This is a genomic window from Pseudomonas hygromyciniae (assembly GCF_016925675.1).
Taxonomy (GTDB): domain Bacteria; phylum Pseudomonadota; class Gammaproteobacteria; order Pseudomonadales; family Pseudomonadaceae; genus Aquipseudomonas; species Aquipseudomonas hygromyciniae.
On the sequence record NZ_CP070506.1, the window covers coordinates 328497 to 342957 of the forward strand.

Annotated in this window: 11 protein-coding genes and 1 tRNA gene; 2 read left to right on the forward strand and 10 right to left on the reverse strand. The window is 59.9% G+C overall.

All coding sequences use genetic code 11. From position 1 onward, the window contains the following. Nucleotides 1–9: 9 nt before the first annotated feature. On the reverse strand, nt 10–762 hold the full coding sequence (locus tag JTY93_RS01390; protein ID WP_205477892.1) for an ABC transporter substrate-binding protein: 753 nt from the start codon (nt 760–762) through the stop codon (nt 10–12). 13 nt (nt 763–775) lie between these two features. Then, on the reverse strand, nt 776–1549 hold the full coding sequence (locus tag JTY93_RS01395; protein WP_029295861.1) for an ABC transporter ATP-binding protein: 774 nt from the start codon (nt 1547–1549) through the stop codon (nt 776–778). Nucleotides 1550–2102: 553 nt separating this feature from the next. Between JTY93_RS01395 and gabP the strand changes: the two genes are divergently transcribed. After that, nucleotides 2103–3494, forward strand: coding sequence for a GABA permease (gene gabP / locus JTY93_RS01400; protein WP_205477893.1), 1392 nt, complete (start codon nt 2103–2105; stop codon nt 3492–3494). 682 nt (nt 3495–4176) lie between these two features. Here the strand turns inward: gabP and JTY93_RS01405 are convergent. Next, the gene (locus JTY93_RS01405; RefSeq protein WP_205477894.1) at nt 4177–4590 is read right to left on the reverse strand and encodes a hypothetical protein; all 414 of its coding nucleotides are present in this window, start codon (nt 4588–4590) and stop codon (nt 4177–4179) included. A gap of 70 nt (nt 4591–4660) precedes the next feature. After that, nucleotides 4661–5569 carry an alpha/beta hydrolase family protein gene (locus tag JTY93_RS01410; protein WP_205477895.1) on the reverse strand — a complete coding sequence of 303 codons (909 nt, stop codon included), beginning with the start codon at nt 5567–5569 and terminating at the stop codon, nt 4661–4663. A 221-nt stretch (nt 5570–5790) separates the two neighbouring features. On the opposite strand from JTY93_RS01410, the gene JTY93_RS01415 reads away from it, so the two are divergent. Then, nucleotides 5791–7431 (forward strand): ArnT family glycosyltransferase, encoded by a 1641-nt coding sequence (locus tag JTY93_RS01415; protein WP_205477896.1) that lies wholly within the window; start codon nt 5791–5793, stop codon nt 7429–7431. Between the two features lie 13 nt (nt 7432–7444). Here the strand turns inward: JTY93_RS01415 and JTY93_RS01420 are convergent, their stop codons facing one another. The 6 genes from JTY93_RS01420 to JTY93_RS01445 form a co-directional block, all read right to left on the reverse strand. After that, nucleotides 7445–9520: a TonB-dependent siderophore receptor gene (locus tag JTY93_RS01420; RefSeq protein WP_205477897.1), complete on the reverse strand. Its 2076-nt coding sequence runs from the start codon at nt 9518–9520 to the stop codon at nt 7445–7447. A gap of 316 nt (nt 9521–9836) precedes the next feature. After that, nucleotides 9837–10505, reverse strand: a complete 669-nt coding sequence (locus JTY93_RS01425; RefSeq protein ID WP_205477898.1) for a YajG family lipoprotein — start codon at nt 10503–10505, stop codon at nt 9837–9839. Between the two features lie 207 nt (nt 10506–10712). Then, a tRNA-Phe gene (locus JTY93_RS01430) sits at nt 10713–10788 on the reverse strand. Between the two features lie 103 nt (nt 10789–10891). Further along, the gene (locus JTY93_RS01435; RefSeq protein WP_205477899.1) at nt 10892–11164 is read right to left on the reverse strand and encodes an oxidative damage protection protein; all 273 of its coding nucleotides are present in this window, start codon (nt 11162–11164) and stop codon (nt 10892–10894) included. Then, entirely contained in the window at nt 11161–12228 is a 1068-nt protein-coding gene (gene mutY / locus JTY93_RS01440) for an A/G-specific adenine glycosylase (RefSeq protein ID WP_205477900.1), read from the reverse strand. The genes JTY93_RS01435 and mutY overlap by 4 nt, the downstream gene beginning before the upstream one ends. Continuing rightward, nucleotides 12225–14444, reverse strand: a complete 2220-nt coding sequence (locus JTY93_RS01445; RefSeq protein ID WP_205477901.1) for an AsmA family protein — start codon at nt 14442–14444, stop codon at nt 12225–12227. Before JTY93_RS01445 ends, mutY begins: the two co-directional genes overlap by 4 nt. Nucleotides 14445–14461 lie beyond the last annotated feature (17 nt).

Genomic DNA, 14461 nt, shown 5'->3' on the forward strand with positions numbered 1-14461 from the left:
CAATCAGGATCATTCGATGCTGAAAGGGAAGTACTTGTCGTTGATCTTCTTGTAGGTGCCGTCGGCCTTGATTTCCGCCAGGGCCTTGTTCAGACGCTCGCGCAGTGGGTCGCCTTTACGCACGGCGATGCCGATCTTGTCGCTTTCTACAACCGGGTCGCCTTTGAACTCATAGGCTGAACCGTCTTTGCTCTTGAGCCACTCGTATTGCACGTACTTGTCGGCGAGCATCCCGTCCAGGCGGCCGGAAGTCAGGTCGAGGTAAGCGTTTTCCTGGGTGTCGTAGAGCTTGGCGGTGGTGTCTGGCAGTTTGTCTTCCAGGTAGGTGCCGGCCAAGGTCGCGCGTTGTGCACCGATGATCTTGCCTTTGAGGTAGTTGGCGTCGGTCTTGAAGTCCTTGATGGATTTGGCTGCGATGAACTGCAGCTTGTTGGAGTAGTACGGGTCGGTGAAGTCAACGGCTTGCTTGCGCTCGTCGGTGATCGACAGCGACGACACCAGGAAGTCGAACTTCTTGGCGTTCAGGGCCGGGATGATGCCGTCCCAATCCGAGACATACACTTCGCACTTCTCGACTTTCATCTTGGCGCACAGGGCGTCGCCGATGTCTTTGTCGAAGCCGACAACGTTGCCGCTGGCGTCTTTATTGTTGAAGGGCGGGTAGGCCGCTTCGATCCCCATTTTCAAAGTCTCGGCCATGGCCGTGGCGCTGAATGCCATGGAAACGGCGGCGGCCAGGAGGAATTTTTTATAGTTCTGCATGCATGTTGCTCCGTTAGCGGTTGCTGGACATGAATTGTTTGCAGCGCGCCGAAAGCGGGTTTTCAAACACCTGCTGTGGCGATCCTTGCTCTTCGACCAGGCCCTGGTGAAGGAACACCACTTCGCTGGACACTTGGCGGGCAAAGCCCATTTCGTGGGTGACCAGCAGCATGGTGCGGCCTTCTTCGGCCAGCGCGCGGATCACATTAAGTACTTCCTGAACCATTTCCGGGTCAAGTGCCGAAGTGGGTTCATCGAACAGAATGACTTTGGGTTGCATCGCCAGCGTGCGGGCAATGGCGGCGCGCTGTTGCTGGCCGCCGGACAATTGCGCCGGGTAGGCGTGGCGTTTGTCGCCAATGCCGACCTTGGCCAGCAGCGCCTCGGCCACTTCGATGGCTTCGGCCTTGCTCTGGCCGAGCACGCGGCGCGGGGCCTCGATGATGTTGTCGAGGATGCTCATATGTGGCCAGAGGTTGAAGTTCTGGAACACAAAGCCGATCTCGCTGCGCAGGCGATTGATCTGCTTGCCGTCGGCGGCCATCAGCTCACCGTTTTTTGCGGCCTTGAGCTTGAGCTCTTCGCCGGCCACCAGGATCTGGCCCTGGTGCGGGTTTTCCAAGAGGTTGATGCAGCGCAGGAACGTGGACTTGCCGGAACCGGAGGAGCCCAGGATCGAGATCACATCGCCGTCGCGAGCGGTCAGCGAGATACCTTTAAGCACCTCCAGCTCACCATAGCGTTTATGCAAGTTGCGGATTTCAAGCGCGGGCGCGGCCAAAGCCATGAGTGGTCCTCATTGTGTTCATTGCGTTCCTGCTGTTGGGTCGCCTTCCTGGCGTGGCGCCAAGCTAGCATAGCGTTCGGATGACAGCCAACAGCGCCACGGGCGTTAAACAGGCGGTGTGTGACAGGTTGTCGCATCGGCACAGCAGCGTGTCGCGCCATCAACAACCGAACAACCGTTTTAACCGATAAACCCGTGGCAGTCGCGTAAAAAAGGGCGCGATGGTGCCAGCTTTGGCCGGGTGTTGGAAGGGTTAAACGGGTAAACGGTGCCTATCAGCCCTTTAATTGGGCGTCACTTACTTTCTGTGTGTGTTTTTGGTGCGCCCATGCGTTCTGGAAGTGAGTCGGCTGGTAACGTTGTGGCGGATTGCCAGTAATCTCAATGGCTTGCGAGCGTTGGAGAATTGTCCTACAGGCCGCGTCAATCTTGGCTTTGTAACATTTTGGCGCAAATCTTGCGTAAAAAATAAAGAACGCCCCGTTTGTTTCTTTTCACGAAAGCGCAGCAAACCGGGTGGACCGAATACGCAATTCCTCGCAAAGGTGTGTCAATGAGTAGTACGCAAAGCTCCAATGACCTCGAACAGGGGCTCAAACCGCGGCATGTCACCATGCTGTCGATTGCCGGTGTGATTGGCGCCGGTTTGTTTGTCGGCTCCGGCCACGCGATTGCGGCAGCCGGCCCGGCCGTGCTGCTGGCCTATGCTGCGGCCGGTACGCTGGTGGTATTGGTGATGCGCATGCTGGCCGAGATGGCCGTCGCGTCTCCCGACACCGGTTCTTTTTCCACTTACGCCGACCGGGCCATCGGCCATTGGGCCGGTTTTACCATCGGCTGGCTGTACTGGTGGTTCTGGGTGCTGGTCATTCCCCTGGAAGCCAACGCCGCCGCGACCATCCTGCACGCCTGGTTCCCCGACGTGGCGATCTGGGCGTTCACCCTGGTCATTACCTTGTTGCTGACCGCTACCAACTTGTTCAGCGTGAAGAACTACGGCGAGTTCGAGTTCTGGTTTGCCCTGATCAAGGTGGTGGCGATCATCGGTTTTGTGATCCTCGGTGTGCTGGCGATCTTCGGCTTGCTGCCGGGTAGCCAGGTCAGCGGGGTATCGCATCTGTTCGACACCCAAGGCTTCTTGCCCAACGGTATGGGGGCGGTGCTCGCAGCGATTCTGACCACCATGTTCTCGTTCATGGGCACTGAGATCGTGACCATCGCGGCCGCAGAATCGAAAAACCCTGGCCAGCAAATCACCAAGGCCACCAACTCGGTGATTTGGCGGATTGGCTTGTTCTACCTGGTGTCGATCTTCATCGTCGTGGCCCTGGTGCCGTGGAACGATCCGACCCTGGCGGCTGTAGGTTCCTACCAGACTGTGCTGGAGCGCATGGGCATCCCGAATGCCAAGCTGATCGTCGATCTGGTGGTATTGGTCGCCGTGACCAGTTGCCTGAACTCGGCGCTGTACACCGCGTCGCGCATGCTGTTTTCCCTGGGGCGTCGTGGCGATGCACCGGCGGTGGCCAAACGCACCAACAAAAGCGGCACGCCTTATTGGGCAGTGATGCTGTCCACGGGCGCGGCGTTCCTCGCGGTATTCGCCAACTACGTGGCGCCGGCGGCAGTGTTTGAATTCCTGCTGGCCAGCTCCGGCGCGATTGCGCTGCTGGTGTACCTGGTGATTGCCGTGTCGCAACTGCGCATGCGTCAGAAACGTACGGCGGCGGGCGAGAGGATTGCCTTCAAGATGTGGCTGTTTCCGGGCCTGACCTACGCAGTGATCGTATTTATCGTCGGTGCGCTGACCATCATGCTGTTCCAGGAAGCGCACCGGGTGGAGATTATTGCGACCGGTGTGTTGAGCTTGCTGGTGGTGGTGGCGGGGTTGCTGGTGGCGAGCCGGCGCAGAGCCCGCAACCTCGGGACTGCAGTGCTGAATTGATCAGCCCCCTCTACTGTAGGAGCGAGCTCGCTCGCGAAAAACGTCAACGATAACGCGTGCTGCCTGGGTAAACGCGTTGTTCTTGAGTTCTTCGCGAGCAAGCTCGCTCCTACAGTGGTTTTGTATCAATCTTGCGAAGTGGTCAGTGCTTGTGACGCGGCCACGTAATCGGCCTGCTGGCTGCTACGCCACGAAATACTGTAGGAGCGAGCTTGCTCGCGAAAAAACGTCAACGATAACGCGTGCTGCCGGGTAAACGCGTTGTTCTTGAGTTCTTCGCGAGCAAGCTCGCTCCTACATGGGTTTTGTATCAATCTTGCGAAGTGGTCAGTGCCTGCGACGCGGCCACGTAATTGGACTGCTGGCTGCTAACGCCACGAAATACTGTAGGAGCGAGCTCGCTCGCGAAAAACGTCAACGATAACGCGTGCTGCCTGGGTAAGCGCGTTGTTCTTGAGTTCTTCGCGAGCAAGCTCGCTCCTACATGGGTTTTGTATCAATCTTGCGAAGTGGTCAGTGCCTGCGACGCGGCCACGTAATCGGCCTGCTGGCTGCTAACGCCACGAAATACTGTAGGAGCGAGCTTGCTCGCGAAAAAACGTCAACGATAACGCGTGCTGCCGGGTAAACGCGTTGTTCTTGAGTTCTTCGCGAGCAAGCTCGCTCCTACAGTGGTTTTGTATCAATCTTGCGAAGTGGTCAGTGCTTGCGACGCCGCGACGTAATCGGCCTGAAACGCTGGCGATTCAATCCACGCCAACGCCGCCGCTTCATCGTCGCTGTCGGTGGACCACTGCCGATACTCGATCAGCGCTGCCAGAATAAAGTCCGTGGCGTTCTCTTCGCCCTCCTGCTCCAGCACCAACGCCAGCAGCGGGTGCGCCAGGAACGCCGCACACAGCGCCTGCTGGCTGATCTCGCCGGCCACGCGCATCTCCACGAACAGTTCGGTCAAGTCCACCGACTCAAGATCAATGCGGTCGTCGTCACCGGCAAATGCATCCTGCTTCGGCGCATTGGCGCGTTGGGTGCGGTTCTGCTTGGCCTTGGCTTTTGCCCGCTGGGCACGTTTTTGCTGCTTGTCTGGCGAAGCCATGGGCTCACGTCCTTGGGTCAGGATCTGGGTGGCGTATTGAAGCGCAGGTCGGGCGAAATCCCAAGGGTTTCTACAGCTGCGCCCCCGGCGTGTCGGCCGCCAGTTGGCCGTGCTGCAGCCACGCCAGGGCAATCGGCCATAAGCGATCCTGATATTCACTACGGAAAAACGCGAAATGCCCGACGGCCTCTTCGCCAATATCCATCGGCGCGATGCGCCAGTGCGTGCGCTCGCTGGCCTGGAAGTAATTCAGCAGGCGCTCGATGGCGGGCACCGTGCCAAATGGGTCGTCGCTGATGCTGACCGCCAGGATCTGTGCCTTCACTCGGGCAAAGGGCAGCTCGCCCAGGGCGCGCCCGCTGGGCCGCGTCTCGTAGGTGGGCGTGGGTGTGCTCCAGTCGCGCACGACACCGGCAGGTGTGTCTTCCAGCCAGCCCAGGCGCTTGCCCGGGAAATACCCGCATACGGCGGTCACCAGCGGCATTACCAGATGCCACTTGGCAAACATCCGCCAGCGGCCGTTCGCTTGATAGTCGCGCCAGTAGGCAAACTGCGCCCCCACGGTGACCAAGCGCCTGATCGCCGCCCCCGACGCTCCGAGCCCGGCCGCACAGCCGCCAAAGCTGTGGCCGACCACATCAATGGGTTGCCCGGCAAACTCGCGCTGCGCACGCTGCAAGATTGCCTCGAAATCCAGCCGGCCCCAGTCCGACCACGAGGCCTTGAACCCGCGCAATGAGCCGCTGCGCGATTCGCCGATGCCGCGATAGTCGTAGGTAATCACATCAAAACCGTTGGCAAACAGGTAGTCGGCAAAGCGTGAATAGTGCCGGCAGCGCACCGAGGTGGCGGCGTTGATGATCACTACCGGGCGTTCGATATCGGTGCGGATATGACGCCAGGTGAAGCCGCCTATGGGGTAGCTATCGGCGGCGGGCTCGCGGAATGCCTCGGGGTGAAGGTGGGTGGGCAGATTCATGACGGGCCTCGATCCATGCGCTTTCGATGGGGCAAGGGCTGCCCATGCGCAGTTTTTATTGGAAGTTGACGCTAACAAAATCGATGGGCAAAGGCCCGTAATCTTTAAGTGTGACTGCTGATCGGTGGTGAGGGAGGGAATGTTGCATTTGGTTCAGGCGCGATTCAGGCGCGCTGGCGGCAATATACGCCTGCATCTCTCCCGGCCTGGCAGGTTAAAGCATGGAACACCGCAACCGTTTTCGTGTGGAGGCCCTGGGTGTTTTCCTGGTGGCCTTGTTGCTATTTACCCTAGGCATCTGGGATCAACAGCCTCAAGGGTTTGACGGGCGCTGGGCGGTGTTTATGCAGGAGATGTTTCGCCACGGTGCGAGCTTCTTCCCCACCACCTACGGTGAGCCTTACCCGGATTACCCGGGTACCGCGACCTATTTCAGCCTGTTCTTTGCCCGGCTGTTCGGTGCGCCTAACGACCTGGCTAACGTCCTACCCACCGCTCTGGCGTCGGCCGGGGTCATGGCGCTGGTCTATCGTTTGCTGGTGCCTTCTGGGCGGGCATGGGCGTTGCTGACGGTATTGCTCACGGCATCGACTGCGCAATTGCTGGAGAAGTCGCGCTCGGTGTGTCTGGATCAGATGGTCTCGCTGCTGTGTCTTGGGTGTTTCTACCTACTGCACACCGGCGAGCGTTTGGGCTCAAGGCTGCGCCAATACGCAATCTTTCCCTTGTTCGTGGCGGCATTTGCCATTCGCGGCCCTTTGGGGCTGATCGAGGTCTGTGGTGTTGCCTGTGTGTATTGGGCAATGGGGCCTGCTGGCTCGCGAGAAGAGAAGATTGGCTTAATCAAAAAGGTAATTGCCCACGGGGTAATCGGCCTGGTCCTGCTCTTGGCCTGTTGGTGGGTGCTGCTGAAGCTGGCGCGGATCAGCGGTGGTGAAGGGTTTGCCGACGAGGTGCAGAAGATGCAGGTGGCCGGTCGCCTCGATGAAAGCGGTGAACCGTTCTACTTCTACCTTCAACTGAGCTTGTATCGTTATTTCCCGGTGATACCGCTGGCGCTGGCGACGTTGATTGCCCTGCGTCACACATGGACGACGCGCAAAGATGATGCCGATGTGCGGTTGATGCTGCGCCTGGGTGGTTGTGGCTTGATGATCCTGCTGGGGTTGTCGGTGCCGAACTTCAAGCGCGCCTACTACATCGTGCCCATGGTCCCGATGTTTGCCGCTGTGGCGGCCTATGGGCTGCTTCAGGCCCGGGGTTGGTTGCTTGGCGTGCGTCGGGGTTATGAGTGGCTGGTGGCGATCCTGCCGCTGCTGGGAGTTGTCGTGGTATTGGTTTGCCGGCACCTGTGGAGCAAGCACGGTTTCTGGCCGGATGTTTCGGTGCCGGGATTGATTGCGCTGCTGATCGTCCTGCAACTGGCGGCGGTGGTTGCCTGGCGCCGTTTGCGCGGCCGTGTGGGGGCGCGACTGGTGGTGCTCAGCCTGATCGCGCTGGGCACTCAATGGCTGGTATTGGTGACGGTTGTCGAGCCGGCCAAGGATCTGCAATTCGACACCAAAACCTTTGTGGGGGCGGTGCAAACCCTGCGCGCCGAGAACCCCGGGCCGTTGGTGTTTCTCAACCTCGGCAAGGATACCTGGGCCATTCGCTACATCATGAACCTGGACCATGACGAGCAGCCGCTGTTTGTCGGGCGTGACAACCTTGCGCAATTGAGCGCGCTGCCGCGCTCGTCCTGGGTCATCGTCGCGCGCAAGGAAACCCAACTGCTGCAAGGCACGCCGCTGGAGCACCTGGCTCCAGTGTTCAATGGGCGCCTCAATGACAACCCGCTGCTGGTGTTTCGCGTGCCGTGATCTTAAAGCGCGATCAAAAGTTGTAGGCCAGCGTACCGACGAGCGTGCGGCGGTTGCCGATGAAGCAGTCGCCTCGCGCCAGGCATGTCGTGTAGTAGGTCTTGTCTTCAAGATTGGTCGCGTTGAGGGTCAGGTTCCAGTTCTGGTATTGGTACCCGAGCATCGCATCCACCAGGGTGGTAGATGGCGTTTTCAGGCGGTCGGCCCCATCCCAGCTTGTTCCTACATAGCGAACGCCTGCACCGACACTGAACCCGGATAGGTCACCGATGCTGAACCGATGCTGGCTCCATACCGACGCCATGTTCTCTGGAACACTGGCCAGGCGTTTGCCTTGTTCGGCGGGTGAGCCCTTGAGGACGGTGGTGTCGGTGTAGCTGTAGGTACCAATCAGGTCCCAGTCGGGCGTGACCGTCACCAGAGCTTCGAGCTCCAGCCCACGGGCGCGTGTTTCACCACTTTGCAGGGTGTTCATCGCATCCAGGGGGTCGGGCATGCGGCGGTTTTGCTCGCGAATGTCATACACCGCAGCGGTATAGAGACTGTTGCTGCCAACGGGCTGATATTTCACACCCAACTCCCACTGTTTGCCCTTGAGCGGTACGTAGGGGTCAAGCGTTCGCTGGTTGAGGCCGATTTGCGGCTGGAATGATTCGCTGTAGCTCAAGTAGGGGGCTATGCCGTTGTCGAACAGGTAGGTCAGGCCCGCGCGACCGGTCACCTTGTCGTCTTTTTGCTGGGCCTTGCCTTGGGTCTGGCTGGAGGCCCAATCCTTGCGCAGGCCAAGGGTCAGTAACCACTGCTCGTATTTGATCTGGTCCTGGGCATAGAGCCCGCGCTGCATGACCCGTTGTTCCGGGTCTGCGGTGAGGCGAATGACAGAGGGATCAAAGGTGCCATACACCGGGTTGTACACGTTCAGGGGTGTTGCCGCGCCGCTGGCGCCGTCGCGGTTGGAGACAGCGTGCTGGTAGTCGCCCCCCAGCAGCAGCGTGTGTTGTAGCGGGCCGGTGTCAAATCGGGCCTCGGCGTTTTGGTCGGCGACCCAGACTTTGACCTCTGGTTTGGAAACGTAATAGACACGGTCGAGGGTCTGGTTATCGGCGTTAAACGGTGGATTTCTTGCGAATTTTGCATAAATCGATTGGTAGCTGACTTTGCTTTTCTGCCAGCGCAGGTTTTGTCGCAGCGTCCATGTGTCGTTCACGTGCCACGAGAATTGCGACGTCAGGGCTGTCTGGTCACTGTCGTATTCGTCGAATCCTGGCTCGCTGGCGAATCGGTTGCTGTGGATCCGGCCATAGGGCGCATTCCAGACCGTGCCTTTATGTGGGAAGAACTGCGTGGTGGAGCCGCTGTCATCGCGCTGGATGTTGGCCAGTAGGGTCCAGTCGATATTTTCGTTGGGGCGCCAAGTCAGCGATGGCATCAGGACCTGGCGGTTATCTTTGACGTGGTCAACCTGAGTGTCACTGTCCCGTTGAATCGCCACCAGCCTGTACAACAGCGTGCCTTGTGGGTTCAGGGAGCCCGTGGTGTCGACGGCGACCTGCTTGCGGTTGTAATTGCCGTATTGCAGTTGCAGTTCGGTGTGTTGTTCGGCCTTGGGGCGTTTGCTGACTTGGTTGATCAAGCCCCCCACCGGGCTTTGCCCATAAAGCATTGACGCCGGGCCCTTGAGCACTTCGAGGCGTTCCAGGGTGAAGGGATCGGTGCGCACGTTAGTGTAAGTGCCGAAGCTCTGCTGTAAGCCATCAAGGAACAGGGCAGGTGAGCTGCCCCGCACTTTCGACCAGTCTCCCCGGCTATCGAGCCCGAAGGTTTCGGCGCGCACCCCGGCCACATAACGCAACGCGTCTTGCACGGTCAGCGCGCCCTGATCACGCATACGGTCGGCGCTGATGACGGAAATCGACTGGGGGATCTCAGTAATCGGAGTGTCGGTCTTGGCCCCCGTTGTACTGCGCTTGGCGACATAGCCTTTGATCGGGCCGTCTGCGATTTCTTCTGAGGCAGTTGCCGTAATACTTTGGCTGGGCAGTTCGAGCTGGCCTGTTTCCTGGGCCGCGTTTGCGACCGGGACCAGCATCGAAGCGAATCCGAAGGGGGCAAGGCCGAGCGCCTTCAACCATGAACCTGGCTCGCGTGCAGAGGGCATTGCAGCTCCTTGATTATTTTTAGTGATGCAGGGGGAGGATATTTTGCGCGCCAGCTTAAATGATAATAATTGCTATTAGCAACGTTGAATGCTGGTCAATCCTGGATTTTTGGCCGCAGGCATTCGATGCGTGGGGTGGCGATAGGGCGGTCTTGCGCGGGGAGGGAGCGATCAAGGCTGCGGAGTCTTTGATCCTGGGCTGGGGCCCGAGACCGCTGACTCCGAAGTGACCGTCATCATGGATGAATTATTTGCAGCGATACCCTTCGGGCATCGTGACGCTGTAGTTGCGTTGCACGCGATCCTGGAAATTCAGGTTCTGCAGGCCCTGCTGCACCAGGAAGGCCTCGACCTTGGCAGCCTGGCAGTCCTCGTTGTAGGACGTCACTCGCAGCAGGTACACCGCACGTTTGCTCGCTTCATCCCGGGCCGTGGCGGTGAAGGTGGTGAGCGTGGTGTAGGCGGTGCGCTCCGAGCTGCCCACCGGGCCATAGGTGGTGTTCGGCGTGCTGGTGCAGATCATCTGGTCGCTTTTTTTCTTACTGTTCTTGCACACCGTGGAAGTGCTGGTTGGCACTTGCCCATAGTCGGTGGCGGTATAGCGATAGGTCACCTGGTGGCTGTCGATGTCGAGGGTGATCGTGATTTTCGGTGCCCGGTTCTTGGGCAGGGTCATGTCGGTATAGACCTCGCGAAAGCCCTGGTCCTTCATGGCGCTGACCATATCGCGCAGATAGTAGCGGGCGTTGAGCGCGTTCTCGCCATTGCCGCTGACCGACGTCACCAGCACTGGCGCCTGTCGATCAAAGTGATAGTCCGGGTCAGGGGTTGCGTTGATCGCGACGTCCATCGTCGTGGCGCATCCGCTGAGCAGCGCTGTCAGCATTAACAGCGTGCAGAACAAGTACCGGTTCATGGAAGTAACTACCTTGCTGAAGATTGGATTAAGGCTAGACGATTGAGCAGCCCGATAAATAACACATCAAGTGCCGGTGAGGCTTGGCGTTAACCTTAAAGTAACCAGAGGGGCGCTGGCGTACCAAATCGCAGACAACAAAAAACCCGCACTAGGCGGGTTTCTTGTGTGTTTCAGATGACGTTTGCACCACCTGAAACTAATTAGTGGTGCCCAGAGACGGAATCGAACCGCCGACACGGGGATTTTCAATCCCCTGCTCTACCGACTGAGCTATCTGGGCAACGGGGCGCATTAAACGGGTTTTTCAGGGGGTCGTCAAGCAAGTTTTCAAAAAATATTTAATTATTACCGTCGCTTACGTGCCGACCCCGTTTTTTGCTCAATTATTGAGCAGGCGGCACGTAGCCATCGGCCTTGGCGTAATCCTCGCCGGAAAAGTACTTCTTCATCTCGCCCTGAAGATATTTGCGGTCTTCGGCATTCATCATGTTCAGGCGTTTTTCGTTGATCAGCAGGGTCTGGTGCTTCTGCCAGTCGGCCCAGGCCTTGGCGGAAACGTGGTCGAAAATGTCCTGGCCCATGGCTCCCGGAAACGGGGCGCGCTCCAGGGCGGGCAGTTCTTCGTGATACTTGCGGCAGATAACGGTGCGGGTCATGACGAAACTCCTGCGTTCAATACGTCGGCCGCGCGCTTCAGCAGTTTTTTCACCGGGGCGGCAAGGCCCAGGCGCGGCGGGGTGGCGAGGTTATACCAGAGCCAGTCGGCCTCGGCCACGTGATGGGCCGATTCCTCGACCTGCACCAGCCAGGGTTCGATAGCCAGTTGGAAGTGGCTGAAGGTGTGCACCAGCCCCGGTAGCTCCTGTTGCTTGCCCAGCGCCAGCGAGTGCTGGTTGGCCAGGTGTTCCAGGTCGTTCAGGTCGTCCAGCTCCGGCAGGCTCCACAGCCCGCCCCACAGGCCCGTAGAAGGGCGACGGTAAAGCAGGATCGCGCCCTCCTGGTTGGCCAGCAAGGGCATCAGCGTGCGCTTTTGCGGGATGGTCTTGCGTGGCTTGGGGATCGGGTAGCGGGTTTCCAGGCCCAGCATGTGCGCTTCGCAGCCCTTTTCCAGGGGGCACAGCAGGCAACTGGGCTTGCTGCGGGTGCAGAGGGTGGCGCCCATGTCCATCATCGCCTGGGTGTAGGCGTTGACGCGGTCGTGGGGGGTAAAACGCTCGGCAGTGGCCCACAGCTGCTTGGCCACCTTGGGCTCGCCCGGATAGCCTTCCTGGGCGGTAAAGCGTGCCAGCACGCGCTTGACGTTGCCGTCGAGGATCGGTGCGCGCAGGCCCATGCTCAGGCTGGCGATGGCGCCGGCGGTGGACAGGCCGATGCCCGGCAGCTCGGTAAGCTTTTCTACATCGCGGGGAAACTCGCCGCCGTATTCGGCGACGACAATCTTCGCGGTCTTTTGCAGGTTGCGCGCCCGGGTGTAGTAACCGAGCCCGGTCCACAGGTGCAGCACTTCATCTTCGGGCGCGGCGGCCAGGGCTTCGACCGTTGGCAGCGAGGTCATGAAACGGTCGAAGTAGTTGAGCACGGTGCTGACCTGGGTCTGTTGCAGCATGATTTCCGAGACCCACACCCGATACGGGGTAATGCCTTGCTGCCAAGGCAGGTCATGGCGACCATGGCGGTCGTACCAGTCCAGCACGGCCGCTGAGAATTGCTCGTCTCTCATCGGTTGAACAAACCTTTGAGGGCGTCTTTGAGCTTGGGATTGACCTTGTCGAGTTTCTCTTCAATTTTCTCGCTGAGCTTGTTGCCGGCCATCTTGGCCGCAACCTGGCCCAGGCCGTCCTTGTCCAGGCGGCAGGCCTTGGCTCCCAGCTCCAGCGGCCCACGGCAGCGCAGCGGGACTTCGATGCCTCGGAAGTTCGAGCCGACCTGGCAGGCCGGGTCCGGCATGTCGCGCTTGTCACCCTCGACAATGATGCCCACACGGTAGTCCATGCCCAGCACGCGCAGATCAATGTCGCCATTGCCGTTGACGGTCAGGCCGGGGATCCGCACTTTCAGGTCCGGGTTGCTGGCCACGCCGTTACGCAAGGTCAGGTTGCCCTTGAGCTCCTGGAACGGTGTGTCCTTGCCGCGCGGTTCGCTGGCCAGGGTCTTGCGATTGAGCAGGGCGATGCCGGTGCACAGCTGTTGCTCAATGTTGGCGTTGAGCAGCACGCCATTGTTGATCACAAAGCTGGCGGTGCCATTGAGGCTGTCGATCAGCGCCTTCTGGCTGTTGCCGCGCCCCGTCAGGTTGCTGTCGAGGGTGATCTGGCCTTTGACCGGTGGGGTTTTGCCCTGGGCCTGCAGGATGCGTTCGACTGGCACTTGCTTGATTTTGGTCTGCAGTGCCAACAGCGGTACATCTTCGCGGGCGTCGAGGTTGCCGTTGGCCTGGAAGGTGCCGTTGTAGAGGCCGCCGCTCAAGGTGTCGAGCTTGAGCTGACCACCCTGGCCAGAGGCTTTGAGGGTGGCGTTCTCGATGGGCAACTGGCTGAGGGTCAGTTGGCCGAAGGACAGGTCGGCAATCACATCCAGGGTACGCAGGCGTGCCAGCGGCAGCAGCTTGTCGGTGCTCCAGGCGCCTTTGGTCGGCGCATCCGGCAACGGCGTGGTGCCGCCGGCGGCCATGGCCCCGGCTTCGCTGCTCTGCACTTCGGCCTGGCGCGCGACGGCGGCGCTGTTGGCGGCCTCGGACTTGGCGGGCAGATAGTGGTCGGCGTTGAACGTGTCGGCCTTCAACTGCACACGCAGGGATTGCTTGGCAAAGTCTTCCACCGCCAGGCGCCCGGTGAAGGTGCTGCCATCGACTTTCAGGTTGAGGTCTTCCAGCGCCATGCTCGACGGCGTGCCTTGCAGGCGGCTGACCAGCTCGACCTTGCTCAGGCTCTCTGGGGCCATGGCTGGCAGTGGTTGGCCGACGCTGTCGAGGAGCTTGGCCAGGTCAAACTGGGCAATCGACAGGGCGCCGCTGATCTGTGGGGTTTTATCCAGGTCGTGGACCTTCAGTTCGCCCAGTGCCCGTAGTTGGTTGAGCGAGAGCTTGAGGCCGGTCCACTCGGCGATGTTCGCCGACAGGTCCACCAGCAACTGGCCCTGGGTGGCAAACGTTACAGTCTTGCCTTGCAGGGGCTCGCCCGTGGCTTCGCCGGCGACTTTCATGTCTTCGAACTGATAGCGCTTGAGGGCGCGATCAAAACGCAGCTCGCCACTGAGCTCGCTCTTGACCCGCATGACCGGCTGGTTGCTGCTGAAGAATGCGGTGAGCTTGACCGGAATGCTCGCGCCTTCATGCACGGCACCGGTGCTCAGTTGGATGCTTTCGGCGCTCAATTGCTTGCCGGTCTGCTCGTCGTTGTACTCGATGCGGGCGTTATTGACCGTCAGGCTGTCGATGTCCAGGCGGATTGGCTGGGCCGGTTTCTCAGGCGTTGGCGCGGTAGCTGGCGCAGTCGTGGCGGGCACTTCGGCGCTGGTGGTAGCCGCAACGGGCGGAGCCTTGCCGATATCTTCCCAGTTGCCATGGCCTTGCTTGTCGCGGGTCAGGCGCAGGTTCAGGCCTTCGACGCGTACATCGCTCATTTGCACTTCGCGGCGCAGCAGCGGCAGCACGCGCACCGACAGGCCGAGCATCTGCAGGTCGGCAAATGGTTGGGCAGGGTTGTTCAGGGTGGCCACGCTGGCCTCATGCAACTCCAGGCCCAGCCAGGGGAACAGGCTCCAGCCGATATCGCCATTGAGCGTCAGCTCGATGTGGGCCTTGTCGCGGGCAATCTGGCGAATCTCGTCTTTGTAGTCGTTGGGATCGAAGAGGTGGGTCAGGGCAAAGCCCAGAGCCACAATGATCAGCAACAGCCCGAGAAGTACCAGACCCAGGATTTTGCCGAACGCTTTCATGGGCGAGTCCTTGTATG

Coding starts and splice junctions, on each gene's coding strand:
- JTY93_RS01390 (WP_205477892.1), bottom strand. CDS start 762: ATGCAGAACTATAAAAAATTCCTCCTGGCCGCCGCCGTTTCCATGGCA.
- JTY93_RS01395 (WP_029295861.1), bottom strand. CDS start 1,549: ATGGCTTTGGCCGCGCCCGCGCTTGAAATCCGCAACTTGCATAAACGC.
- gabP (WP_205477893.1), top strand. CDS start 2,103: ATGAGTAGTACGCAAAGCTCCAATGACCTCGAACAGGGGCTCAAACCG.
- JTY93_RS01405 (WP_205477894.1), bottom strand. CDS start 4,590: ATGGCTTCGCCAGACAAGCAGCAAAAACGTGCCCAGCGGGCAAAAGCC.
- JTY93_RS01410 (WP_205477895.1), bottom strand. CDS start 5,569: ATGAATCTGCCCACCCACCTTCACCCCGAGGCATTCCGCGAGCCCGCC.
- JTY93_RS01415 (WP_205477896.1), top strand. CDS start 5,791: ATGGAACACCGCAACCGTTTTCGTGTGGAGGCCCTGGGTGTTTTCCTG.
- JTY93_RS01420 (WP_205477897.1), bottom strand. CDS start 9,520: ATGCTGGTCCCGGTCGCAAACGCGGCCCAGGAAACAGGCCAGCTCGAA.
- JTY93_RS01425 (WP_205477898.1), bottom strand. CDS start 10,505: ATGAACCGGTACTTGTTCTGCACGCTGTTAATGCTGACAGCGCTGCTC.
- JTY93_RS01435 (WP_205477899.1), bottom strand. CDS start 11,164: ATGACCCGCACCGTTATCTGCCGCAAGTATCACGAAGAACTGCCCGCC.
- mutY (WP_205477900.1), bottom strand. CDS start 12,228: ATGAGAGACGAGCAATTCTCAGCGGCCGTGCTGGACTGGTACGACCGC.
- JTY93_RS01445 (WP_205477901.1), bottom strand. CDS start 14,444: ATGAAAGCGTTCGGCAAAATCCTGGGTCTGGTACTTCTCGGGCTGTTG.